Source organism: Methylomonas sp. LW13 (assembly GCF_016865255.1).
Lineage (GTDB): Bacteria > Pseudomonadota > Gammaproteobacteria > Methylococcales > Methylomonadaceae > Methylomonas.
The window spans coordinates 501676-526593 of the sequence record NZ_CP033381.1 but is presented as its reverse complement, the minus strand read 5'-3'; the positions used below and the strand labels follow the sequence as shown (position 1 = coordinate 526593).

The 24918-nt window shown below is 53.2% G+C and carries 27 protein-coding genes, 1 tRNA gene, 1 pseudogene and 1 CRISPR repeat array (1 of these 30 only partly in view); of the genes and pseudogenes, 2 read left to right on the top strand and 27 right to left on the bottom strand.

All coding sequences use genetic code 11. The features are described 5' to 3' along the window. Positions 1–1854: direct repeats of the CRISPR family, unit length 29 nt; unit sequence CGGTTCATCCCCGCGGGTGCGGGGAACAC (it extends 2018 nt beyond the left edge of the window). Between the two features lie 139 nt (positions 1855–1993). From cas2e to moaB, 27 genes and pseudogenes are all read right to left on the bottom strand, one after another. Then, entirely contained in the window at positions 1994–2317 is a 324-nt protein-coding gene (gene cas2e, locus JL719_RS02350) for a type I-E CRISPR-associated endoribonuclease Cas2e (RefSeq protein ID WP_033158599.1), read from the bottom strand. After that, positions 2298–3209 (bottom strand): type I-E CRISPR-associated endonuclease Cas1e, encoded by a 912-nt coding sequence (gene cas1e, locus JL719_RS02345; RefSeq protein WP_033158598.1) that lies wholly within the window; start codon positions 3207–3209, stop codon positions 2298–2300. Before cas1e ends, cas2e begins: the two co-directional genes overlap by 20 nt. A 34-nt stretch (positions 3210–3243) precedes the next feature. Next, positions 3244–3573, bottom strand: coding sequence for a type II toxin-antitoxin system RelE/ParE family toxin (locus JL719_RS02340; RefSeq protein ID WP_033158597.1), 330 nt, complete (start codon positions 3571–3573; stop codon positions 3244–3246). Further along, positions 3570–3845, bottom strand: a complete 276-nt coding sequence (locus tag JL719_RS02335; protein WP_033158596.1) for a type II toxin-antitoxin system Phd/YefM family antitoxin — start codon at positions 3843–3845, stop codon at positions 3570–3572. The genes JL719_RS02340 and JL719_RS02335 overlap by 4 nt, the downstream gene beginning before the upstream one ends. A gap of 47 nt (positions 3846–3892) precedes the next feature. Continuing rightward, complete coding sequence (gene cas6e, locus JL719_RS02330; protein WP_033158595.1) at positions 3893–4771, bottom strand: type I-E CRISPR-associated protein Cas6/Cse3/CasE; 879 nt, start codon at positions 4769–4771, stop codon at positions 3893–3895. Further along, positions 4771–5553 carry a type I-E CRISPR-associated protein Cas5/CasD gene (gene cas5e, locus JL719_RS02325; RefSeq protein ID WP_033158594.1) on the bottom strand — a complete coding sequence of 261 codons (783 nt, stop codon included), beginning with the start codon at positions 5551–5553 and terminating at the stop codon, positions 4771–4773. Before cas5e ends, cas6e begins: the two co-directional genes overlap by 1 nt. 9 nt (positions 5554–5562) lie before the next feature. Further along, positions 5563–6630: a type I-E CRISPR-associated protein Cas7/Cse4/CasC gene (gene cas7e, locus JL719_RS02320; RefSeq protein WP_033158593.1), complete on the bottom strand. Its 1068-nt coding sequence runs from the start codon at positions 6628–6630 to the stop codon at positions 5563–5565. Between the two features lie 18 nt (positions 6631–6648). Beyond that, positions 6649–7230, bottom strand: a complete 582-nt coding sequence (casB, locus tag JL719_RS02315) for a type I-E CRISPR-associated protein Cse2/CasB (RefSeq protein WP_033158592.1) — start codon at positions 7228–7230, stop codon at positions 6649–6651. Continuing rightward, positions 7227–8804: a type I-E CRISPR-associated protein Cse1/CasA gene (gene casA / locus JL719_RS02310; protein WP_033158591.1), complete on the bottom strand. Its 1578-nt coding sequence runs from the start codon at positions 8802–8804 to the stop codon at positions 7227–7229. The genes casB and casA overlap by 4 nt, the downstream gene beginning before the upstream one ends. A 25-nt stretch (positions 8805–8829) precedes the next feature. Continuing rightward, positions 8830–9036: a type II toxin-antitoxin system HicA family toxin gene (locus tag JL719_RS02305; protein WP_033158590.1), complete on the bottom strand. Its 207-nt coding sequence runs from the start codon at positions 9034–9036 to the stop codon at positions 8830–8832. Beyond that, positions 9033–9236, bottom strand: a complete 204-nt coding sequence (locus JL719_RS02300; RefSeq protein WP_033158589.1) for a type II toxin-antitoxin system HicB family antitoxin — start codon at positions 9234–9236, stop codon at positions 9033–9035. The genes JL719_RS02305 and JL719_RS02300 overlap by 4 nt, the downstream gene beginning before the upstream one ends. 327 nt (positions 9237–9563) lie before the next feature. Then, on the bottom strand, positions 9564–12275 hold the full coding sequence (gene cas3 / locus JL719_RS02295) for a CRISPR-associated helicase Cas3' (protein WP_129871329.1): 2712 nt from the start codon (positions 12273–12275) through the stop codon (positions 9564–9566). A 234-nt stretch (positions 12276–12509) separates the two neighbouring features. After that, a complete protein-coding gene (locus JL719_RS02290) occupies positions 12510–12785 on the bottom strand; it encodes a J domain-containing protein (RefSeq protein WP_165385909.1) in 276 nt (91 codons plus the stop codon). 279 nt (positions 12786–13064) lie between these two features. Beyond that, a complete protein-coding gene (locus JL719_RS02285; protein WP_051670351.1) occupies positions 13065–13463 on the bottom strand; it encodes a DUF805 domain-containing protein in 399 nt (132 codons plus the stop codon). 6 nt (positions 13464–13469) lie between these two features. Further along, positions 13470–13532: pseudogene (locus tag JL719_RS24400) on the bottom strand (zinc-ribbon domain-containing protein); the annotation flags it as partial. Between the two features lie 351 nt (positions 13533–13883). Then, positions 13884–14069, bottom strand: a complete 186-nt coding sequence (locus JL719_RS02280) for a hypothetical protein (protein WP_129871328.1) — start codon at positions 14067–14069, stop codon at positions 13884–13886. A 152-nt stretch (positions 14070–14221) separates the two neighbouring features. Beyond that, positions 14222–15346 carry a fatty acid desaturase family protein gene (locus JL719_RS02275; protein WP_033158586.1) on the bottom strand — a complete coding sequence of 375 codons (1125 nt, stop codon included), beginning with the start codon at positions 15344–15346 and terminating at the stop codon, positions 14222–14224. Between the two features lie 263 nt (positions 15347–15609). After that, positions 15610–15685 (bottom strand) — tRNA-Thr (locus JL719_RS02270). A 10-nt stretch (positions 15686–15695) separates the two neighbouring features. Further along, the gene (gene hisI, locus JL719_RS02265; RefSeq protein ID WP_033158585.1) at positions 15696–16082 is read right to left on the bottom strand and encodes a phosphoribosyl-AMP cyclohydrolase; all 387 of its coding nucleotides are present in this window, start codon (positions 16080–16082) and stop codon (positions 15696–15698) included. Further along, a complete protein-coding gene (hisF, locus tag JL719_RS02260; RefSeq protein WP_033158584.1) occupies positions 16079–16852 on the bottom strand; it encodes an imidazole glycerol phosphate synthase subunit HisF in 774 nt (257 codons plus the stop codon). Before hisF ends, hisI begins: the two co-directional genes overlap by 4 nt. A 24-nt stretch (positions 16853–16876) precedes the next feature. Beyond that, positions 16877–17623: a 1-(5-phosphoribosyl)-5-[(5-phosphoribosylamino)methylideneamino]imidazole-4-carboxamide isomerase gene (gene hisA / locus JL719_RS02255; RefSeq protein WP_026147134.1), complete on the bottom strand. Its 747-nt coding sequence runs from the start codon at positions 17621–17623 to the stop codon at positions 16877–16879. A 68-nt stretch (positions 17624–17691) separates the two neighbouring features. Next, complete coding sequence (gene hisH / locus JL719_RS02250) at positions 17692–18333, bottom strand: imidazole glycerol phosphate synthase subunit HisH (RefSeq protein WP_033158583.1); 642 nt, start codon at positions 18331–18333, stop codon at positions 17692–17694. 47 nt (positions 18334–18380) lie between these two features. After that, on the bottom strand, positions 18381–18974 hold the full coding sequence (hisB, locus tag JL719_RS02245; RefSeq protein ID WP_033158582.1) for an imidazoleglycerol-phosphate dehydratase HisB: 594 nt from the start codon (positions 18972–18974) through the stop codon (positions 18381–18383). Positions 18975–19023: 49 nt separating this feature from the next. Beyond that, the gene (gene pepN, locus JL719_RS02240; protein WP_033158614.1) at positions 19024–21666 is read right to left on the bottom strand and encodes an aminopeptidase N; all 2643 of its coding nucleotides are present in this window, start codon (positions 21664–21666) and stop codon (positions 19024–19026) included. Between the two features lie 3 nt (positions 21667–21669). Then, positions 21670–22218 carry a phosphate-starvation-inducible PsiE family protein gene (locus JL719_RS02235; RefSeq protein ID WP_051670349.1) on the bottom strand — a complete coding sequence of 183 codons (549 nt, stop codon included), beginning with the start codon at positions 22216–22218 and terminating at the stop codon, positions 21670–21672. Beyond that, complete coding sequence (locus tag JL719_RS02230) at positions 22219–22590, bottom strand: DUF423 domain-containing protein (protein ID WP_033158581.1); 372 nt, start codon at positions 22588–22590, stop codon at positions 22219–22221. Continuing rightward, a complete protein-coding gene (gene moaB / locus JL719_RS02225; RefSeq protein ID WP_033158580.1) occupies positions 22590–23111 on the bottom strand; it encodes a molybdenum cofactor biosynthesis protein B in 522 nt (173 codons plus the stop codon). Before moaB ends, JL719_RS02230 begins: the two co-directional genes overlap by 1 nt. Positions 23112–23265: 154 nt before the next feature. Here moaB and JL719_RS02220 point away from each other — a divergent pair, with 154 nt between their 5' ends. Together JL719_RS02220 and JL719_RS02215 are read left to right on the top strand one after the other, a co-directional pair. Continuing rightward, positions 23266–24351 (top strand): AI-2E family transporter, encoded by a 1086-nt coding sequence (locus JL719_RS02220; protein ID WP_033158579.1) that lies wholly within the window; start codon positions 23266–23268, stop codon positions 24349–24351. A 125-nt stretch (positions 24352–24476) separates the two neighbouring features. Further along, a complete protein-coding gene (locus tag JL719_RS02215; RefSeq protein ID WP_033158578.1) occupies positions 24477–24842 on the top strand; it encodes a Rieske (2Fe-2S) protein in 366 nt (121 codons plus the stop codon). Positions 24843–24918: the final 76 nt, after the last annotated feature.

The following is a 24918-nucleotide window of genomic DNA, read 5'->3' as shown; positions in this document are numbered from 1 at the left end:
CATCCCCGCGGGTGCGGGGAACACGACCTGTCGCTCTGGTACGCACCAAGAGAACGCGGTTCATCCCCGCGGGTGCGGGGAACACATCGCGGGGATACACGACGGCGCGCCGGCTATCGGTTCATCCCCGCGGGTGCGGGGAACACGTCCGGGGGTCTGGTCGGTATTTCCAGGTCGGCGGTTCATCCCCGCGGGTGCGGGGAACACATGATTGACGAAACTACGCCAAACACCCATAGCGGTTCATCCCCGCGGGTGCGGGGAACACGGAAATTTGATGCGGTAGCAGAGCTTAATTTTGCGGTTCATCCCCGCGGGTGCGGGGAACACGCGGGCTACAAGGAGAGCGCCATCCCGTTTTCCGGTTCATCCCCGCGGGTGCGGGGAACACCTATCAGGATGCCACTGGGCAATGCCAATCGCCGGTTCATCCCCGCGGGTGCGGGGAACACCTATGCTCTTTATATGGGGTGCTCGGTTAATTCGGTTCATCCCCGCGGGTGCGGGGAACACTAATAAGTTAATCATGCAATCGCCCCCAATAACGGTTCATCCCCGCGGGTGCGGGGAACACATTACCCAATCCGCCGACAAGCTGGCCAAAGCCGGTTCATCCCCGCGGGTGCGGGGAACACAGTGCCTATGTTCTTTAAAAAAGTGCCGTATTCGGTTCATCCCCGCGGGTGCGGGGAACACGTACAGGCAGTGGATCTGGTTTACCGGTCTGTGCGGTTCATCCCCGCGGGTGCGGGGAACACGCGAACCACTGAGCGATGATGAACTAAACGAACGGTTCATCCCCGCGGGTGCGGGGAACACGTTTTTCTGTTTATTCTGGCTATGCTATGGTGCGGTTCATCCCCGCGGGTGCGGGGAACACCTAGGCGGGTTTTGGTTGCATATGGCAATAACCGGTTCATCCCCGCGGGTGCGGGGAACACCTGCTCTAATCCAGTTCCCCAACTTGTCGAGGCGGTTCATCCCCGCGGGTGCGGGGAACACGAAGAAATTAAAGGCGACAAAGTGGGCATGAGCGGTTCATCCCCGCGGGTGCGGGGAACACACAATACGCCCTGTAATTGTCGGCGAAGCCAACGGTTCATCCCCGCGGGTGCGGGGAACACTTTATGCAGATAACTGGAAAGAACTGCATTGACGGTTCATCCCCGCGGGTGCGGGGAACACGGTGTTGGAGATGGGTGATAACTACGTGCAGCCGGTTCATCCCCGCGGGTGCGGGGAACACTTTAAAATAACCGCGACGATTTCCGGCGTCGCCGGTTCATCCCCGCGGGTGCGGGGAACACGTCTGGGGATTATCACTCGCCGACAGCTTATCCGGTTCATCCCCGCGGGTGCGGGGAACACGTTGCATCTCTCACCTTTTCAAACGGCTCGGCGGTTCATCCCCGCGGGTGCGGGGAACACTTCTAACGCGGAAATTGAACCGAAGAAATTAACGGTTCATCCCCGCGGGTGCGGGGAACACTCGTTTATCATATTCAGTGATGAATAATTTTTCGGTTCATCCCCGCGGGTGCGGGGAACACGGAAACTCGCCGGGTCATAATCGCTGCCGGGGCGGTTCATCCCCGCGGGTGCGGGGAACACATGACTCAGCTTTACCTCAAGATCAAATCAATCGGTTCATCCCCGCGGGTGCGGGGAACACCGTTGCACCCATTTGGACGGCACGATTGAAGACGGTTCATCCCCGCGGGTGCGGGGAACACGTCGGCAGCAACTTGTGCGGCGGCAGCGGACTCGGTTCATCCCCGCGGGTGCGGGGAACACGCACATCGACAGCGGGATAAAGCTCTGACCACGGTTCATCCCCGCGGGTGCGGGGAACACACTAATCGTAACTCATTGTTACGCATATAAAAACAACCTGGCTAAATTTCCACCAAATTTTTCGGTATTTTCCAAGTTGTTAAAAAGCTGGCGACTACCCTTACAGCGCCCTATATCCCAACAGGAATTTAGTGCACCCTCACCCCGCCCCTCGCCCGGAGGGCGAGGGAGACAAATCGGCCTCTTCCGGCGGAAAAAACGACACCAGTTTCAAGCCGTCAAGCTCTACCGGTAGCCGTCTATTCTTTCCTAAAGTCATAAAATCAAAACCGGATTCGGTATTGGTGGACCAGGCCATCACGGCGTTGCCCTCCTCCAAGCCCTGCTCGACTTGCGACCAGATCATGTCCCGCACCTTGGCCGACAAGTCGCCGACGTAAACCCCGGCGCGAATCTCGATCAACCACACCGCCAAGCGTCCGCGCAGCCTGGGCGGCACGTTTTCAACTACGATGACCAACATCGCCGATGCCCTCCGCATTGGGAATGGCCGGGGCAATGTTTTCCTCGGCGGGTTTAGGCACTTCCAGTTCGCCGGCCGCCAGCACTTCTTCGATGGTGGGGATGATCTTGCGCAGGATTTTGGATTGACGAAACACGTCGCGGCACATCAGCCGCACTTCGCGTTCCGGGTTGGAGTAGTTTTTGGCGGCGATTTTGAAGGCATGCGGGACGATGTCGTCGAATTTGAACAGGTCGGCGATGTCGTAAACGAAAGACAACGGCTTGCCGGTATGGATAAAGCCGATGGCCGGCGCGTAACCGGCGGCCAGCACCGCCGCTTCGCAAATGCCGTACAGGCAGGCGGTGGCGGCACTGAGACAGCGGTTGGCGGTGTCGCTGTTGTCCCATTGCGTGTAATCGTAATTGCGGCCGTTCCAGTCCACGCCGGCCTGCTTGGCCAGCAACTGGTACAACTTCCTGACTCTGGCGCCTTCGATGCCGCGCAGTTGTTCGACGCTACGGCGCTCGGGCGGTTTTTCGCCGAAACGGATTTCGTACATTTTGCGCACCACCTTCAAACGAGCGTCGTCGTCCAGCGCCAGTTTGGCCTGGTAAAGCAAGCGGTCGGAACGCGCGCCGCCCGGCTGGCCGGCGGCATACAGCCTGACGCCGGCCTCGCCGACCCAAACCAGCAACGTCCCGGCCCTGGCCGCCAGCGCGGCGGCGTGATGGGAAACACGGGTGCCGGACTCCAGCATGATGCACGCGATCGAACCGACCGGGATGTGGGTGCGGATCCCGGTTTCGTCGATGACGACGAAGGCGCCGTCCTTGACATCTATCTGGCCTTTTTCGATAAAGACCAGCGAGACACGTTCTTTCATGGCGATGGGTTTTAGGGGTGGGAGCATGGGTAAATCATCCTTAATTTTGGGGATCGTTCGGCTAGAGAGCGCCTATCAATCGCTGGGTTAACAGTGTTTGCATATCGCGGCGCCCATCCAGAATGGCATGGACGACCACTTGTTCAGGCATGCGTTGATAGATGATGCGATAGGGTTTTACGATGATTTGTCGATATTGGCGTATGCCCAAACCCAGTAACTCTTTAGGTACGGTTCCACGCTCGTTCAAATCCGCGAGGCTATTGACGGCTGTTTCGAGGGCATCGATGATTTTTGCTGCCACCTTATCACTGACTTCCACTAGGAAATAATCATTGATAGCCAGCAAATCGGCCAAGGCCGGTTCGGTCAGTCGTACCGGGACACTCATGCCAAGCCGCGCCGTTCGCGTAAACGACTAAACGCCTCTGCGCTGGACACCGTTTTGCCTTCCGCTAGCGCTTGCTGACTTTGCGCCAACATTTTCAGCAAGGCCAGGGTTTCCTGAGTTTGCTCGTAATCGGCTACCGACTGTACCACCATCGCCGCCTCGCCGTTTTGGGTGATGACCATAGGCTGGTGATCGGTTTTTAATTTTTCGATCACCTCAGCGGCGTTGGCTTTTAAGTAACTGATGGGTTTTATGTTTTCGGATAGTTTCATTTGGTTTTGCTCGCAATGAAATAAATTCAGACTGAATTAAGTCCGAATTATAACCGCCGCACCATCAGCAAACCACAACCAAATGCCTTGGCCCGGCCCAGGCCGGTGAACAGGGTTTGGCGAAATTTTTCGGCGTCGGTGATTTGCAGTTCGCCGGTGAAATCGACCGAGCTAAAGCCGGATTTTTCGCCTTTTTTGACAGCCTTTTGCTGCAAGCCGTGCCATGCGTAAGTGCTGTTTTGCAACTTGGGTAAACCGTCATCGCCGCTCAGTAACGTAAATCCGCAACGCTCGCCTTGCTTGATCATCCAACTAGTCAGTGCCTGATCGACGCAGGCTTTGATCGCCCATTCCAACTTATCAGCCAAGCCGGAAATTTGCCCCAAACGCTCGGCGTAGTAACGATCCCCAGCCAATAATTCGGATAATTCAGCCTCCAACGCCGCCCCGCCCTTTTCCAGTAACAGCCTTTTGTAAATACCTTTATCGGTTTTGGCGGGCAAAGAAACATCCAGGCCATGCGATTTGATCAACGACGCCAAAAACTGCAATTGCGCATCCATCGCCACATCATGCTTTTTGCCTTGCCGACTGACCACTGGGTTGACCCGGCAATCGAATTGCAGGCATAGGCCGTTCGCCAATCGTGGGTCGTATTCTTTACTCTCGACCTTGAACAACGATCCTTCAAGCTCAATAGGCTTATTTTGCGAAACGACGTAATACAAGGGCTCGCCGCGTACCGCCGGCGACGGACCAATCTGTTCGCGGGCAATTTCTTCGCGATAGAGAAAAGTCCGTTTGTCCTGTTCCGGGAACAAATCCCATAACAATTGATGACAACCGTAAACGTTGCCTTCCAATACCCTCGCCAACTGCGACGATTTGTAAATATCCGGCCGTATCCTGACCCTGGAAAAATACATCACTCGCCTCCCTGATAAAAATAATGTTCCTGACGCGGCGCGAATTGCCACCGTTTGCGCGATAAGGGTTGATCGTGGCGAACGCGGGTTTGCCGGAGCTGCAAATCGATGTCTTTGGCAAAGTCATCAGGCTCGCCTTCCCAGTAATAATGGCGCTCACCACCGGCATTCAGCCAATAAGCATCTTGCTTATCGGGTTGGCCCAGTGCGCCATCTGCCTCCTTGTGCGGCAATAACGGTTTATGCAGATAGGCTTTGAACGCCGACAACAGATCGGCTTGCTCGGTCAGCAATTGCGGATGCAACGGCGCGGCCAGCGGACAAGATTTGCGCCCCAAATACAAATGGAACACCGGCTTGCGCAGTTTTTCCTCGATTTGTATCAGACTGAACGGCGCATCCGGTAAAGCGCGCAAAGCCACGACGGCCAGGGCATCGCTACGGTATTCGCGGCTGGACAATATCGTGCCCAAGCGCTCCTTGCCCAACACCAATTCGTCGCGGCGGGTACGGTAAACAAACTTGCCGGCCGAGTCCGGCACTTGCGCAGTATGGTAATCGCGCAGCAATTGGCCGGTGCTGAACACTTCGACGGCCACTTGGTAACCATTCTGCAAACTGGCTTGTTGCGCTTCGTCGCTTCGCTCTATACCCAGCGCCGCGCCGACCAATCCCAATATCGCCGACTTGCTCGGATAATTGGCGCTATGCCGGCTTTCGCCAACGGCGATTTCACCCCAACTCGCCATCGGCCCGTATAAACGGAATAACAATAGGTCCATGACCGGCTCCTATTGAGCGACGAAGTCGAGCAAGCCGGCCAAAGTACCTTGGCGTTGCGACGGTAAGGCATTCAGTTCGTAACGGCTATCCGCGCAAGCGCCGTAAACTTCGTCAAAGCTCTCGTTCTGCGCTTTCAACGCCGAAATGGCCTGAATAGCATAATCGTCAGCTTCGCGGCCAACGGGTTTCAAATAAGCCACCGACAACGAACGCGGCTGCTGGTCGCCCTTTTCCGCCAACACGAACGACGCATAAGCCCTGGACGCGAAGCTGTTTTGCTTGCCTTCCGGCGCGACTTTGACGGCGGCTTCGGTCAAGGCGCGAATGGCTTTATTAGCAAGCTCGGCGTTGCCGTCCAGATTTTTAATCAGCAACTCGCGGTTGATGCAGATGTAGGCGTAAAACAAACCTGCGGCGAAGCGGGTTTCGCCGATGTGGGCGGCGCCCATGTCATCCTCGCCGATATTGAGGTCATCGACAGCGGTGAAATAATCGTCTTCGATCACCACCGGATGCACGCTGATGGCATGGGCTACTTGGCAGGCGGCTTCGATGTTAAAAGCCGGGCTGGAAGCCAGCATGCGGCCGAACAAGGCAATGTCCACCGCCTGTTCCTTGACTCGCAGCAAATTCAATTCGTCTTTTTCCGGCGCTCGCTGTTCGGCGACCAGTTTGGCGGCCAGCGCATCCAATGCTGCCCGCTCGGCGGGGCTAACGTGCACCAACTGCTCGATTTCCATTTCGGCCAGAGGGTCGTTCTTGTCGGCTTTTTTCAAGGCGCCGAATACGCCGGCGATGGACTTGGTCCATTCCTTGGCGTCTTTTTCTTTAACGCCGCCTGCCAGCAATTTGTTGTATATCTCCAGGCCGAGCAACTTGGTGCGCGTACCCAAATGGCTGCCAACCGCCGCCTGGAACAAGTCCGAAGTTCTCCAGGTTCTTTTCAGGCATTGCGACGATACCCGCAAGCGGTCGTAGCCGCCCATCTTCGCGGTTTTGGGGCTACCTTGATCGTCGCGGTTCAGGTTGGCGGGCGGGTAAGCGGTCAACAAATGCAATTGAATGAAACGGCTCATTTAAGTCTCTCCTTGAGGTTAGTTTTTTGGGGTTGGCACTGAGAAATAATCGGTAGCCCAGCTCACGGCTAGGCGTTTGGCGGGGTGTCGTCCTAACGGTTGTTCGAATTCCCGATGCCAATGTGCAATATCTTTAGCTAACGACACAATATTGACGTTGCCATCTAACAATCGAATAGCGCGGATGATTCGGCGGTAAAAATCGTCAACAGTCGGGCTTTTTTGCAATTGTTGAAAACGCAGCTCGCTCATAGGCGCTTTACTTTTACCCTCTAGCGGCGTAGCCAATTGCTCTGCAAAACTGGCAATTTTGGTGGGGACATCGTCTTTGCTTTTGCTGTGGTAAATGCGACTTGGCATTTGTTTATCGATTTTGACGTGCGCCAGGGCTCCGGCAATGCAAGCCTTGGCCAACATTGGCGTCTTTTCCGACCATTCTTGAAAAGGTTTCAGCCATTCCAAAAAGTGAAAAAATGCATCTGTCAGTAAAATGTCCTCCGGGCTTTCGGCTCGGCGCAACCGGGCGCGGTCACCACGATTATCGTCCAACCAACGGTGCCAGGCTTGTAACCGTTTTTCCATAGTTTCGAATTCGCTCATTTGGCTACTTCCTCCGATTGGGCTTTAGCTTTTAGTTCTTTGATAATTTTGTTGTTACGAAACCGATCCAGCATTGATTTACGGGCTTTGATAATACGTTTTAAATCGAGATCTTCCGGCGTGGAGCTTAAAGTCGCGACTTCAAAAACCCCGGTCATTTTCGATTTCAACACTGCAAACCAATCGGCGTAAATTTCAGCCGGTGCCATACCACCGCCGGCCGACAAAGTAGCCAAGCGATCCAACAAACGAAAAAACTCGGCTTCGCTGGCTTGCCAAAATTGCGTATCGATTTGGCTCATATCGCCTTTGGCATCTTCCGGACGGCGGAACCAGGCGATTTTGACTTCGCTGCGCAGGATCTTCACCGTTTCCCGTGCCGCATCGATCAACTCGCCAGCCCAACCGATAAGCTGGTGTTGCTGTTGCACGGACAGATAAAACACCGGAAACCTCGCTTCGTACCAGCAACGCGCCTTCATGTTGTCCATGTCATAACCGAAGCACCACAATGCCGCTCCGCCCCGGTCGGCCAGCATCCGTCCACGCTCCTGGTTGTAGTGCCGAACAATCTGAGCGGCTTTGTCGCCATTGCTATCGTCCTGTAACGCCAATCCCAACCAATGCCGATAACCCAAGCCACCTTGCTGGCCTTTCAAAGACAGCGGTGGATTGACCTTTTTTGGATCGTGGCGGTAAGGCGTTAACGGATGTTGCCAAGCGCCATCGTAATTGGTGCCATAGTTTTTGGTGCGGTATTCGCGAAACAACGATTCGGCATGGCATCCGCATAAGTCGCAAACGCCCGGCTCGGGCGTTTCGCTCAAGCGAATCCGGCGCGGCATTCCCCAATAAGCATGCAACGGATGAACATCTGCCGGCGTGGTGATCTGGCCTTTTTCGGAAGTGCGGGTTTTGCCCAACCAGGGCATAACGGCGGCTTCCAGGTTATCTAAGGGTTGCAGGTCTTCCTGGTTGAACACATTCAACCAAAGCTTTTGCCACAACGCGGTTTGGGTGGCTTTGGGAAGCACCAAGGTCGTCAACGGTCCACCACCGCGTAATCCGACCCGATGCCCAACGCCACCGGATGGTGCATTGGTTTGCAAGGTAAATAATGCGCTGGCCGCGCAACTTGGGCATAGTTGGTTCGCCAAACCGCGTTTGATGAAGTGGTCAAGATTGTCTTTCAGGGTTTTACCGCCGGGCGCTTCGATCAGCAACGCCGCGATAGGCTTGGCTTCGCCATCCGGCAGTGCCAAATCCTGTAAAAATGCCGGGCCATCGTCGCTGATCAATTCGAACGCCGGTGCCAATTGGGAAAAACGGGCTTGCAATTCATTTGAATCCGGCGCCTCGTCCCAATACTCCAACCATTGCTCTTCGTCTTCCGGCGCGAATCCGGTTTGCAGCAGACCAATCAGGAATTGATAAAGTGCACCCTGAAAATCCGGCCTCGGCGCGTTGATTTCGACCACCGGGTTTTCGGTTTCGGCGATTTGCCAGGGCACGATCAAATCGTGTAAGCCGTTTTGGCGAATGACCGGTATCCAGCGATCCGTTATTAAATTCATCTTGTCTCCCTGCTTGAAATTGAAATTACAACTCAGCTTCGCCTATGTCGGCCATTTTCATTATCTGCTTTTGCAAACCGATCTTTAACGCGCTATCGCCATGCACCGGCACGGAAATCCTCATTGTGCTAACGGCGTTGGCGTAAATATGATGGCTGCCGTTGATTCGTTTTAGCTCCCAACCGCGCATTTCCAGCAATCGGCACATGCGCTTGCCGCTGATAGCCTTCACACGGCAATCTCCATGATTCGGTCGTTACTGCCAACGCTGGCCTCGTCTATATCCACCGATAAACACCCTTCCACTGCTTCATAAATATTGCTTAGCAACTCGTCAAAGCTTTCGCCTTGGGTTACACAGCCCGGAATCGACGGCACTTCAGCCCAGTAACCGCCTTCTTCGGCTTCGTGAATGATGACTTTTAATTTCATGCTTCTCTCCAAAAAACACCTGCCTGGATATTGCAATCACATCTTCAACGCCAAGATGATTGCAAGTACCAGAGCTAAACAAATAACCGCCAGCGGATTTGGCGCAAAAGCGTTGACCGCATCTATCAAACCCTTGATCTGCCCCATGACTGACCCTCAAAAAATTCTGACGGGGAAATCATAGGCGATACAATTGAACAATGTCAATTTTAATGAAGTCAACGAAGCTTAAAGTTTTACATATACATCCACAACCTTTAAACTATCACTCGTTCCTTAAGCCAATTAGGGATGAACCGCTTCGCTGACTACATTATGTGAAGCAACTCATTCGTTCCCCGCACCCGCGGGGACTTCCCCGACAAATCCGTCCGTCGCCGAATACAGGCTTTGCCCATCCACTAACGGCAACACCTCCAACCAACGCAACGCCTTTTGTTCATTTTTCAAAGCTTCAATCTGCGGTTTCAAATCTTCCGGTATTTGTAGACTGACTTTTTTCCATTCACGTTCCGGCAACTTAATCGTGCTCAACGCCCAAGCGTAACGCTCGACATCGGCGTAAGGCTTAAGCTGACCGTCAACCAGCACAGCCAACGCCACCGAAATACTTTCCTCTTCGGTGAGACGTGTGGGAATTCGGGTTTCCTCATCCCAATCGCCGCTTTTCCGGGTATAACCCTTTCCCAGATCAAGCCCATTCAACGTTGCCATGCTTTTTTGCACCATGGTTTTACCTTCCGCGTCGAACGACGCTTCTTCCAATGCAAGCGGTATGCGAGCCTGCGCTTCATCGGCATACACGCCTTCAATCAATTCCCGCGCATCGTCCGGCATGGCGAAACCACCTTTATCTGCCAATAATCGAGCCGACAGCCATAGCTGACCAACGTGGGGGTAAACCGCCTGGGTGCCGGCGTGATCCGGCTTCAACCAAGCGGCGTTTGCATCGTCCGAAGGCGTCGGAGCATACAGGTAAAACACCGGTGCGCCGCGGCGATCTTCCGCGCCTTGTTCACACAAACGGTTGCCTAACGCATCGCGGACATGGCGGCACAAACGGCCGGCGCGTTGAATCAGTAAATCGATGGGTGCCAAGTCGCTGATCAGTACATCGAAATCCAAGTCCAAGGATTGTTCGACTACCTGGGTGGCAATCAGGATTTGGCCGTTGCGCTGGTCATGCCCTGATTGTTCGCCGAAGGTTTGCAAGGTGCGGTTTTCGATGACTTGCCGGTCTATCATCGCAAAACGGCTATGGAACAAACTCAAGCGTTCGGCGGCAACGCCTTGACTGAGCAATGTTTGATAAGCCTGCCGAGCCGATTTGACGGTATTGCGTATCCAACAAACGCAGAGGCCTTGCTCGGCGCTTTGGCGAATTTTGGCAATGATTTGTTCTTCGCTGTCGAGGCGTTGAACGTGAACCGTGCGTTTGACTTCGGCGCGGGTATCGATGGGCTTTTCCAGGTTTTGTGCCGGCGTGTGAGTCGCCAACGGGTAAGCCGCCGGATAGGCCAAATTCGGCGCTTCCAATCCGAGTCCGCGATGAAAAGCCGCGGTTAGAGTTTCGCGCATGGTTTGCGGCAAGGTGGCCGACAACAGAATCGCGCTGCCACCCTGGCGGGCATGGGCTTCCAATAATGCCGAAAGTAGTTCTCGCATATAGCTGTCGTAGGCGTGGACCTCGTCCACCAATAACACCTTGCGCCCCAAACCCAGTAAACGCAAGGATTGATGCCGCGCCGGCAACACCGCCAATAAAGCTTGGTCGAGCGTGCCGACGCCGACATCCGCCAGTAAGGCTTTTTTGCGACTGTCCGCCAGCCAGGCGTTGCAGTAAGCGGTAGCGCTCAGTTCCTGATCTTCCTCGAGTCGGCCGTTCTGATAATCGGTATCTAGATTTGCTTGCTCGGCCAGTAGCACCGAATCACGAAAGGCTTGCGACAATTCCCGAGCACCATGCGCCAGTACCAACGATGGCTGTTCGCCGACTTCATAAAAGCTGCGGTAGACCTTACCCAAGCGCTGGTACATGGCGTTGGCGGTCGCCATGGTCGGCAAGCCGATGTACAGACCGTCAGCCAAACCTTTTGCAATCAAGCGTTGCGTCAAAATCAACGCAGCTTCGGTTTTGCCGGCACCGGTGACGTCTTCGAGGATGAAGAACTGCGGTTGATCGGCCAACGGCTCTTCGGCAGCGTATCGTTGTAACGGCGTAGGCTGCTGGATAAAGGGAAACAGGGTTTGCACGGCTTCGAATTTTCCGGCTACAGGCGGTTTAGGCAAACCGGCAAGCGCTTGTTTGGCCTTGGGTAACGCAAAGTTTTGCCAATATTCGGTAAGCGGCATCGGCTTGGCGCAATAAGTGAAATGCTCCTGATTCGAACCCAACCAGTCGGCCAACACGGCTATACCGGCGAATTGCCAGGACAACGGCTTCAGGCGTTTATAAAGGTTCTTGTCCGCTAGGGGCTGAAAGTCGAAATCAGCCAGAAAGCAATCCAGCAAATGCTGCACGAAGACGAACGCTGCCTGCTCGTCGTCGGCCTCGAAGAAATTACCAAGCCGAAAGCTATCCAATTTCGGCGGCATGCCGTGGTGGCCGGTGACGATTTCCAGCCAGGGATCGATTTTGTTGATACAAGTAGCCTGAACCGGCTGAAGGTGCTGCGCCAATTTTTCTTGCAACACGTCCCGCCACAACGCAAATCCCAGACTATCGTGACGTTCCGAATAAGTCATTCTGGGATTCGGCTTGACCAAACCGTCCGACAAATCCGTTCGCAAACCTTGGAACGCACGAGCAAATTTGCCTAGATCGTGCAGGACAAGACAAAAGGTAAACCAACGTTGCAGCCATTCCGGCTCGACTTGCAGGCGCATTGCTAGTTGCTTACAAACCGCTGTATTCGGAGCAAGCCAGAGCGATCCTACCGCCGCCACATCCAAACAATGGTAAGGCAATAAATGATAAGCCGGACCGTCATCGGATTCTGGCTTGGCTTTACCCCAATATTGGAAATACGATGCTGTCACGCTCAGTCCTTGATTTGATTGAAATCCATATCTGACAGATATGCTACGCCGCCAGGTAGTGTAGTCGTTTGCAGGTATTCATCAATGCTGAATCGACCCGGCACAGCAAGAGTTCGGCGTTTGTTAAGTGCTACGCCGCTGGTGATGTTTACACGCCAATGTTAAAAATCGATGGCCGGTTAAAATCGTTTAGCCGTTGTCAGCGCCAATCATCCTAAAACCAACTTGGCGATGTCACACCCTGCCCTGCTCTTGCAGCATGGCGTAGGCGGCGTTGATCTGCCGAGTTTCTTCCTCGGCGAGTTGTTTGATTTTTTCGCCAAACACGCCGACTCGGTCCGGGTGGTATTCGGAAATTTTCTTTTTGTATGCTGCTTTGATGTCTATCGGTATGGCATCGGCAGTTAGACCGAGAATTAAATAACAATCCGCTAACGATTTGATGTGTTGATCGTCTTCAGGCAGTTTTATTTCGGTTATATACACATTGCGATGTTCGTCGATATCCAATTTGAATTGTGCATAGCACTTTCGGCATCGCGCTTTGTTACCCTCGATGGGTAACGTAAATTTAATGTGTTGCGCACAGGATGGACAGGAAATTGTCCTTACATTGGCAGGCGTTCTAAGGGTGGGCTGCTTTTGATTTTGATGTTTGCGTCGAACTTTTCGGGCCTTGAAGACCAGCAGCGCGACCAAAATAATGTTCAATATTAGCGATGCGGACAAAACAATATTGATCATCATCCCGGCTAATTGACTGATCGACGAAATTTAAAATGAAGGGGATTAAACAGGCGGCGCCCCATACTCGTTTGCACGGTCATCGCCTTTTGACACCATCCAAATGAAATACGGAATGATGCCGATGATGGTCAGAATAATCAGATACCACCAGCCGCTATGCCCGGTATCGTGTAATCGGCGGATATTAACAGCCAGCGACGGAAATAGAATTACCAAATTGGTGATCGCCGTGACGGTTGCCGGCTCGCCGTAGGACGATTGATCGATGATCCCCGCTATCATCGACACCAATAGTGTGAAAAGCGCGAACCACCAGTATTCGGCTCTCGAGGCTCTACCTGTAAAAACAAATGCCTTTGCAAAACAGCCGGACACCGCTTCGGTAAACGTCATATTCCGTCCGTTAGCCACTGGCCCGCGATAGCCGTTATTCGCTTGCATGGCTGCGCCACACTCAAGGCAGAAATTTGCATTGTCAGGATTTTGTTTTCCACAGTTTGGGCAGTACATTTTGCGCTCCGACAGACTCTTTAAGTGACGATATTACTGCGATATGGAAAAATGTGTAGTCCGTGCGCACATTTTTATGCCGTTTCGTTAGTCGCCTTGACGATAGAGATGCAACGCTTTACGAACCTGACCAGCCACAGTGCTTACACTGTACGCCAGTAACTAAACCAATCCCGGCAAATAGCGAACGCACCCTCTCGCCAAGTTTATCGCTGCTTTCAACGACACGGCAGGTCCAGAAAAATCAGGTGGAACCTTGCCTGAATGCGTTTACCACAAAACCGCTGGCAGTCCTCCGCCAAAAGGCGGCGTAACACGACTAAACCGCGTTGCACGGTTTACCCGGGTTAACTATTTATTCTGCTCGTCCACAGTGTCGTTGTCGTCTTTCGGGGCGGCATCGACAACGCGCTTTTTCGACTTCTTAATAGCGGTCTGCTGATTTATCCGTTCAAGCTGGGCTAGAAAGTACGAGTCGTAATTCCAGTTTGGTTTTGCTGCGATGGGTTCGGGCTTGGTATCTCTGATGTCGCTCATAGTATTTTCGTTGATTACACTCGTTTGTGGGCAGATTAACTGCATTGACATAAATTAGCGCGCATCGCCAGTCACCCAGAATCGCATAGACTCTTCGCCTAAAACATAAAGTTTGATTCAGTGGGTTATTTGAACAACTCGCGCTGGACGTATTAAACAGTCGCCGGCTTCAGCATTGAGGTTTTGCCTACCATAATATCCGCGGCTTTCAGCATGCGCTTAAACACCGATTCCTGGCAGTAAGGAATATTATGTTTCTCGCACAGCGCTTTCACTTGCGGCTGCAATTTTTGGTATTGGCTTAGCGGCAAATCCGGCCATAAATGGTGCTCAATTTGATAATTCAACCAACCGTAGAAAAAGTCATTGAAATTAGACCCGGTTGGATAATTGACCGAACCCAAAATCTGCCGCAGATAAAACTCGCCTTTACTATGCGATTTTTCATCGAACATCATCACGTCATCGCCGGCATGATTGGGGATCATCACCAGAAAGCTATGCATATTGGTGAAAATTTCCGCCAGAATCGAATTGATCAATACACTGACAGCGGCAAACCCGCCCAGCGGTAAGAATAGCAGCGGTATTAATACAAAACGATACGCGCTATAAGGCAATACGCTTTGCAGCCATAGCGCCTTACCTTGCGGGGTAAACAAGCTCCAGGCACCGATACGTGTGGTCTCGGGCTTGGGTTTACCTTGCAGGCGGGCGGCATTTAAAACCAATTCTTTATGCGTGCGCGGGGTGTAATAAATGATTTTCCAGATACCGGAAAACAACGCCACGATGGCATAGCGTTGCCACATCGGCAGTTTGGATTGCCGCAACCATTCCATATTGTGCTGGGCATTGTTGGGATCGGTCTCCTCACCCAGGTTGTAATGATGCAATAAATCGTGTTCGTGATGCCAACCGGCCGGGGTCATCCAATCCGGCCAATCCAAAAACCGCCGCCAGCCCTTTGCAAACTTCTTGCTGGTGTAGTTTTTGTCCACATCCCGCATTTTATCGAAGGCTTTATGCACGATGGGGTGGCCTACCCCGGTCCAGCGGGAAAAACTACCCTGACTGATCAACAACGCGGAAATCGGGTTGGGAAAAATCCAGGCGGTCGCGTAACCCACGAGAGAGCAAACCTTGCCCCAACGTTCGACTTTTTTTAAATGTTCGAAATCGGCAGGACCAATATCGGCTAACGCTTGTTTGTGAATTTGGCTGATGTCTTTGGCTAATTGTTCGCGATCAACCGACTGGTAACTATTTAAACTCAAAATGTGTTGTCTCTGTAAAGTGCAAGGAAAGGATTTGAATACCTTCGGATAAAAAGTCAGGATTTAAAGCGTCCGGACGGCGCTTAAAATTAGCGGTTGCGGCCTATAGGGTCGGAACTAACCAAAACTGGCCGGCCAAAACGGTATAAGTCTATAGACCATCCGCATCTTTGCACGCGCTATCAAACTCCCCGACATCCCGCGCGCGAGTATAACGAAGCAACTTTTGCAAATGTCTAAAAAGGATAGAGTGTTGATTTAAATGGTGCCGGCAATAGGAATCGAACCTACGACCTTCGCGTTACGAGTGCGCTGCTCTACCTGCTGAGCTATGCCGGCGTGTGATTGTCTATTTGTAGATGGCTTTGGGGTCTTTGAGTACCGGCTCGGTGGCTTGCCATGCACCATCTTTCAGGCTGCGGTAAAAACAGCTTTCCCGACCGGTGTGGCAGGCGATGCCGCCTTCCTGTTCAATTTTAAGCAATATTACATCAGCATCGCAATCCAATTGCATGTCGATGACTTTTTGCCTATGCCCGGACTCCTCGCCCTTGCGCCACAAACGGTTGCGCGAGCGGGACCAATATACCGCATAACCTTCGGCAACCGTCAAGGCCAGTGACTCGCGATTCATCCAGGCAAACATCACCACGCGGCCGCTGTCATGCAGCTGGGCGATGACCGGCAACAGGCCGTCTTCGGTCCACTGGATTTCCTCCAACCAAGCCAAGCTCATAAACGCACCTCTATGCCTCTGGATTGCATATGTTTCTTGGCCTGCTCTATCGTATATTCGGCAAAGTGGAAAATGCTGGCGGCCAACACTGCGTCGGCTTTACCTTGGGTAATGCCGTCGGCTAGATGGTCCAGATTGCCGACACCGCCGGAAGCGATGACCGGGATGCTGACCGCTTCGCTGATCGCACGGGTCAAAGCCAAGTCAAAGCCGGATTTGGTACCGTCGCGGTCCATGCTGGTTAGCAGAATTTCGCCGGCACCGTAGTCTTTCATTCTGACGGCCCATTCGACGGCATTAATGCCGGTCGGTTTGCGGCCGCCGTGGGTAAATATCTCCCAGCGGTTTTCCTCGCCTTCCTGGCTGACTTTTTTGGCGTCGATAGCCACCACGATACATTGCGAACCAAACTTTTCAGCCGCTTCCTTAACAAACACGGGCCTGAATACCGCAGCGCTGTTGATGCCCACTTTGTCCGCGCCGGCGTTGAGCATGCGGCGGATGTCTTCCAACACCCGGATGCCGCCGCCCACGGTCAGCGGGATAAATACTTCGCTGGCCACTTGTTCGACCACATGGACGATGGTGTCGCGGTTGTCGTGAGTGGCGGTGATGTCCAGGAAGGTGATTTCGTCCGCGCCTTCCCTATCGTAGCGGCGGGCAATCTCGACCGGATCGCCGGCATCACGAATATCGACGAACTTTACGCCTTTAACGACGCGGCCGTTATCGACATCCAGGCAGGGAATAATACGTTTGGCTAGGCTCATGGTTTACGATTTAGCAGCATTAGCTCAGACATCTGCTCCACCGAAAGACTCGGCGAGCTTTTCGCCTTCGGCAAAATCCAGCGTCCCTTCGTAAATAGCCCGACCGGTGATGGCACCCATAATGCCTTCGTGGGCCACCTCGCCCAGCGCACGAATGTCGTCCAAATTAGTGATACCGCCGGAGGCGATGACCGGAATGTGCACCGAGCGCGCCAATTTTGCAGTGGCTTCGACATTGACGCCCTGCATCATGCCGTCGCGGGAAATATCAGTGTAGATAATGGCGGCAACGCCGTTGGACTCAAATTTTTGTGCTAGATCGATGACATCGTGGCGGGACAGTTTCGACCAGCCGTCGATTGCTACTTTGCCGTCTCTGGCATCCAGACCGATGATGATATGGCCGGGAAACTCAATCGACACGTCGCGCACGAAATGCGGTTCGCTGACGGCCTTGGTGCCGATAATCACATATTGCACACCGGCTTCCAGATACGCCTGGATGGTGTCTTCATCTCGGATACCGCCGCCGATTTGCACCGGCACATCGGGATAAGCCTGGACGATGGCGTTAATAACCTGGGCATTTTTCGGTTTACCAGCGAAGGCGCCGTCCAGATCGACCAGATGCAATCTCTTCGCCCCTGCTTCAACCCAGCGCCCGGCCACAGCCACCGGATCGTCCGAGAATACGGTATCGTCTTCCATACGACCCTGGCGCAAACGGACACATTTTCCTTCCTTCAAGTCAATTGCGGGTATCAGCAACATATTTAAATCTCGACAGTTAAAACACTAAATCTAAAGGTTAGTAAAGCCAACATCTAAGGGTTGGGGAGTTACGCGGTCCCATCCCAAGCCAGGAAGTTTTGCAATAGCTGCAATCCTACAGTCTGGCTTTTTTCGGGATGAAATTGCACGGCAAACATATTCTCTTTTGCCAGTGCGCAGGTAAAGGCTTGCGGATAATCGGCCGTTGCGGCGCTGTGGCGCGAATCGTCCGGCGCCGCATAATAGCTGTGTACAAAATAAAAGCGACTACGATCCGGAATGTCGCGCCAGAGCGGATGCGGATGTTGTTTGACCTGATTCCAGCCCATATGCGGAATTTTCAGAACATTGCCGTTGGCATCCAACATGTGATCGGCAAAACGGCGGGCATGGCCGGGGAATATATTCAGACAGGCGATGCCGTCGTTTTCCTCGCTGTCGGTCAGCAAGGCCTGCATCCCCAGGCAGATGCCCAGAAAAGGCTTGCTTTGCGCTACTTCACGGATCACATCCGCCAAACCACTCTCGTTCAAGGCTTGCATACAATCGCGTATCGCGCCGACCCCCGGAAATACCACGCGATCCGCCGCGCGGATCAACGAGGCTTCGGCGGTTATTTGTACGTTTACCCGGCTATCGGCATGTTGAAGCGCTTTGGCAATGGAATGCAGATTTCCCATTCCGTAATCGATAACGGCTACTGATGACATAAAACTAGAGATACAAGGTCGGGGTTTCTAGGCGAAAAATGGGGGAATTATAGACTGCCTTTAGTGGAAGGCATGATACCGGCCATCCGCTCGTCATGGCTGATTGCCATCCGCACGGCCCGGCCGAATGCCTTGAATACGGTTTCGGCAATATGATGCGCATTGCCGCCCTTGATATTATCGATATGCAAGGTCACGCCGGCATGATTCACAAAACCTTGAAAAAACTCTTTAAACAAATCCACGTCGAAATTACCGATGAACGCGCGTTTGAATTCCACTTGATAGAACAAGCCCGGACGGCCGGAGAAATCCACCACCACCCGCGATAACGATTCATCCAACGGGCAATAAGCGTGGCCGTAACGGTAAATGCCTTTTTTATCGCCCAGCGCTTTGGCAAAGGCTTGACCGAGCGTAATGCCGATGTCTTCCACGCTGTGATGGGCATCAATGTGCAGGTCGCCGTGCGAGACAACCTCTATGTCTATCAAGCCGTGCCGGGCTATCTGATCCAGCATGTGGTCCAAAAACGGCAAACCGGTGGTAAACGAAGCCGAGCCGTTACCGTCGAGATTAATGGAAACTTTGATCTGGGTTTCGAGCGTATTGCGCTCAACCTGGGCGGTGCGTGGGTTCATGCTTGATGCGGATGGCTTATTTCGGCGCTAGTTTACGTGATTGTGACAACTACGCCAAACTCTTGCTGGCGATCTCATAGACATCCTTGGACAGATGCTCGGTAGCGACGATACGCTGTAATTGCTGTTTCATCAAGCCCTGCCGGGCTGCATCATAACGCCGCCATTGCGCCAGCCCGGTGACCATCCGCGAGGCGATTTGCGGATTGAGGGTATTCAGCGCCAACACTTGGTCGGCCAGGAAGCGGTAGCCCTCGCCGTTTATGGCATGGAAATGCAGTGGATTGGCCTGGCTGAAGGCACCAATCAATGAGCGCACGCGGTTGGGCGTTTTCATATCGAAAGCCGGATGCTTCATCAAGGCCTGCACAGTAGCAAAGGTATTGGGCATGCTGCTTGTGGCTTGCAAGGTAAACCATTTGTCTATCACCAGCGCTTCCTGCCGCCATTGCACGTAAAAACTATCCAGACTTCTGGCCTTGGCCGGATGGTTACTGTTGACGATGACCGACAACGCCGCCAACTGATCGGTCATATTCCGGGCGCTATAAAACTGCTGCTCGGCGATATGATAAACATCCTGATTTTCCAGCTTGCTCAAATAGCTCAAGCAGGCATTTTTCAAGCGCCGCCGCCCGACCGCACCGGCATCGAAACTACCGGATTCGTCGCGGTGATGTTGCTGGTACAACTGCTTAAACTCGGCTTGCAATTGGTCTGCCAAGGTCTTTTTGACAAACTCGCGGGCTTGATGGATAGCTTCAACATCAATAACAGCCATTTGCCCGGATAAATAACTTTCTTCCGGCAGCGCCAGCAACAACGCTTGATAAGACAAATCACCGCCGCTATCGGTCAACACGCTGCGATAGGCATCGACGATAACCGGCTCCAGTTGCAAAGGCCGGCCCAATTCTATCGCATCGATCAGCTTGAAAATTACCTGCACGGCCAGTTGCTGTCCCGCTTCCCAGCGGTTAAATGTATCGCTGTCGTGCCGCAGCAAAAACGCCAATTCTTCCAGGCTACGCTCAATCTTCAAGGTAACAGGCGCGGAAAAACCTCTTAATAGTGACACGACCGGCTGCTGAGATAACTTATCAAAGCTAAAAGTTTGCTCCGCTTCCGTAACATTTAAGGTAATTTCCGCCTGACTGGAACCGTTGTAATGAATCTGCGCAGCCGAACCGTCGGCAGCCAGCAAACCCAGTTTTACCGGGATATGTAGCGGCGCTTTCACCGGTTGATTAGGCGTAGGCGGACAATTTTGTTGAATGGTCAAATGCAGTTGTTGAGATTCGGAATCGTATTGCTGGCTCACCGTCAACACCGGCGTACCGGCTTGCGAATACCAAAGTCTGAACTGCTTCAACTCCACGCCATTGGCGTCTTCCAAAGCCTTGACGAAATCCTCGCAAGTCACCGCCTGGCCGTCGTGGCGCTGGAAATATAAATCACAGCCCTTCCTGAAACCAGCCGCGCCCAGCAAGGTGTGCAGCATCCGCACTACTTCCGCACCTTTTTCATAGACGGTTAGCGTGTAGAAATTGTTGATTTCGATATAGGCTTCCGGACGAATCGGATGCGCCAACGGGCCGGCATCTTCGGCAAACTGCCGGGTGCGCAAAGCGTTGACGTCTTCGATGCGTTTTACCGCCGGCGACGTGCGGTCGCCGCTGAATTGCTGGTCGCGGAACACAGTAAAGCCTTCTTTCAAACTTAACTGAAACCAGTCGCGGCAAGTAACGCGGTTACCGGACCAGTTATGGAAATACTCGTGACCGATCACGCCTTCGATGTGCTCGTAATCGCTGTCGGTGGCGGTGTCGGGCCGGGCCAGCACGAATTTGGTGTTGAATACGTTCAAGCCTTTGTTTTCCATCGCGCCCATATTGAAATGGTCGACCGCAACGATCATGTACAAATCCAGGTCGTATTCCAAACCGTAAGTTTCTTCATCCCAACGCATGGCGTTTTTTAAAGACTGCATGGCGTGGTCGCATTTGTCGACATTGTGCTGCTCGACGAATATTTCCAACGCGATCCGCCGACCGGTCATGGTGATGAACTCGTCGGCCACGCATTCCAGTTGCCCGGCCACCAGGGCAAACAAATAACAAGGCTTGGCGAAGGGATCTTCCCAACTCACCCAATGCCGGTTGTTTTCCAAATCACCCTGCCCGACCTTATTGCCGTTGGACAGCAAGACCGGATATTTGCTCTTATCGCCAGTCAAGGTGGTTTTAAAACGGCTCATCACATCCGGCCGGTCCAAAAACCAGGTGATTTTCCGAAAGCCCTGTGCCTCGCACTGCGTGCAAAGCATGCTGCTGGATAAATACAAACCTTCCAGCGCGGTATTGGCTTGCGGATTGATGACATTTTCGATGACGATCTGAAACGGCCTATCCTGCGGCACTTCATGCACGACCAAGGCTTCCTCGCCCAGCAAATACTGGCTCTGTTCCAGTGCCTGGCCGTCTATCGCGATACTCACCAACTGCAATTCCTCGCCGAGCAAGGTTAATGCGGTACTGCTGTCTTGGCTTTGCGGATTGCGGCGTAAACTCAAGGTTGAGCGGACCTGCGTGTGTTGCTCGTCCAGGTCGAAATTCAGTTCAATCTGTTCGATCAGATATTCGGGCGGGGTATAGTCTTTCAGGAAAACAGTTTGCGGGCTTGCATCGCGCATCATTTATCGCTCGTCTTGTTTGACAGGTTGTGGCGGTTTATAGGAAATCAGCCAGTAAGTAAGGCCCAGCGCCACGATGACCGCGGCAATGGCCGTAATGTAAGCCGGATCCAAATCCTTGAAATCCAGCATGATCACTTTTCGGGCCACGGCCATCAAGGCAGTGGCTATGACCATTTTAATCGGTAGCGTGTCGTGTTTGATGTACAGCGTGATGTTGATAAATATCTCTATCGCGATCAACACCGCCATGAATGACCCAAAAATCACCAGTATGTCGGACACCGTCAGCATCAAAAACGGCGCCGCGACCACCCGTTGGTACATCACATAACCCACATCAGCCACGCCCCACAAGATAACCAACACCATCAGCACCGCCAATATTCTGACCGCGAAATGAATGACCGCGTGCAGGACTTTGAGCATGGCATCTTCCGGAATCGGCGGTACTTTTACTTCGTGGCCTTCCTCGCGCAAATTGCGGTTAGCGCTGGGCCGGGAAGATGCCGGTGGCGGCACGGAAGGTCGAACGGGCGGTTTACTGTCCATCTACAACTCCTGGTTTTTCTGCCAAGCCACATAAGCCAACAAGGCCCATGCGGCTAAAAAAGCCAGGCCGCCCAACGGCGTGATCATACCCAGCCAACCGATATTCAATATCGCCAGTAAGTATAGACTGCCGGAAAACAGCACAACGCCCGCCACCAAACACCAGCCGGCCCAGCGCAGCAATTTATGTTCCGGTAACACTGCGATCAAAGCCAGAACCAACACATGCCACATCTGGTAGCTTACCGCGGTTTTGTAAACATCCAGCAGATGCTCGGATAATAAATGCTTCAAGCCATGCGCGCCGAATGCGCCCATCGCTACGCCGATAAAACCGCCAACCGCGGCCAGAAACAAAAAAGGCGGACGCATTATTTCTCCAGCAGGCGCGGCATCAGTTGCACCAGATTACACGGCCGGGTGCGGTAATCCAATTGTTCCTTGATTAAGGAATCCCAGGCAGTCCGGCAAGCACCGGACGAACCGGGCACGCAGAAAATATAAGTGGCGTTGGCCACGCCGGCGATAGCCCGCGATTGCATCGTCGAGCTTTTGATGTCCTGGTAGGAAATCGTCCGAAACACTTCGCCAAAGCCATCCAATACTTTATCCAACAGCGGTTGAATCGCTTCCGGGGTACCATCGCGCCCCGTCACGCCGGTGCCGCCGGTGGTGATAACCGCATTGACCTGCGGATCGGCGATCCATTGACTGACGGCGGCGCGGATTTGGTAAATATCATCGGGAACGATTTTTTTGTCGATCAAGTTATGCCCGGCCGCAGTCAAACCGGTGACCAAGGTTTGCCCGGATACGTCGTCTAATTCGGTACGAGTATCGGAGACAGTCAATACGGCGATATTAATCGGAATAAACTCTCGGGCTTGGCTCACAGTGCGGCTCCAGATAAAGGCTACCGCATTCTATGTAAAGCGCCGCCGGACAAGCAAGCATTGTTTAATTCAACGGCTGTCATACCGGCTTAACCGATAATGCCGTAAACTCCGGATATTGATTCCAATTCAGTTAGCTGCCGCCTACTCGATCATGCCTATCCAGATTTCCCGTTACGAAAAAATCGCCAGTCTGGCGGCCTTGTGCCTGCTGCTATTTGCCTGTTATCAGGTATTAAAACCGTTTATTTTCGATTTGTTGTGGGCGGCGATTCTGTGTTTTGTCACCTGGCCGCTGTATTTGCGTTTGCGCGATTGGAAGCTGACCGCCAACTGGGCCGCCACCGCCATGGTCCTGCCGATAGGCATATTACTGCTGACGCCGTTCGTCGCCGCCACGCTGACATTTACGGAAGACATAAACCACTTGCTGCAATGGCTGAATCAAAGCCGGCATGTGTGGCCGGAACCTCCGGCTTGGTTGCAATCGTTGCCGGTAGTCGGCGACAACGCTGTTGCCGCCTGGCAAAGTGTCGGCGAAGACTCCAGCCGCCTCGTCAATCTGGCCCGGCAATATGCGCTGGGCGCCAGTAGCTGGTTGCTGCAACAAGGCATTGGCTTGGCCGGCGAACTGATGCATATGGGCCTGGCTATTTTGGTGCTGTTTTTTTTCTATCGCGACGGCGAGCATGTTGCTCAGCATGTCGTGATTGGCGTCGAACGCCTGGCCGGCGAGCGCACCCAACGCATCCTGCATATCGTCCGCTCCAGTCTGCGCGCAGTGGTATACGGCATCCTCGGCACCGCGCTGGTACAAGCACTGGCTTCCATCCTGGGCTTTGTGATTGCCGGCGTGCCTTACGCCTTTGTGTTAGGCGTCATCGCCTTCTTTTTGATGATCATTCCAGCGGCCGGCACGGTGATCTGGCTGCCGATTGCCTTGTGGCTGCTGGCAGAAGGCGAAACCGGCTGGGCGGTTTTTATCGCATTGTGGTTTTTGTTATTCGTCGGCACCATCGACAACTGGCTACGGCCGATTTTGATCAGCCGGGAAGTGGAATTGCCGTTCGTGTTGATCGTGTTCGGCATCTTCGGCGGGCTGTTAGCATTTGGCTTTATCGGCGTATTTATCGGCCCGACCCTGCTGGCCACCAGCTATGCCTTGGTGCTGGACTGGCTGATTCGCAATGAACAGCAGGAGCTGGACAGCCAAGCGAACACTGAAGGTAAAGACTGCTAGTTATCCGCTGTCAGTTTGATTTGCCGAGTAACGCCGTCCGCTTGCTCAATTGCCGAAAATCCATCGAAAAAATACAGCATTGTGGCCCAAGGTTTGCTGGCAATCGTGGGGGAGGATAAACAACCATGTCGGTGAAACACCCATTTGCCATCTGCCCTGCTCAACAAGTTCCCGAGCTCGGCAAATTTCCGTTTGAACTGCTCTATCGAGGCTCGCCCCGCTCTGCGGTTCTGGTGCGTTTCCAAGGCGAGGTATACGCTTATCTAAACCAATGCGTCCACATGCCTAGGGCATTGGATTGTGAGAACAGCAACATTTTCGACGAATCGGGACGCTATTTGCAGTGTTCCATGCACAGTATTTGCTATGACCCGATCAGCGGCGAGTCTTTAAGCGAAATTTGCCTGGGCAAAAAACTGACCGCGCTGAAAGTCAAAGAACAAGACGACTGGATTTACTTAGTGGATAAAAGAGCCGCGATTACCGGTTGAGGCTTTGGCCCGGGGCGAAACAATAAGCATCGCCCCATTTGCTTTCAGACGGTTTACGCCGTAAACCCATCCGACC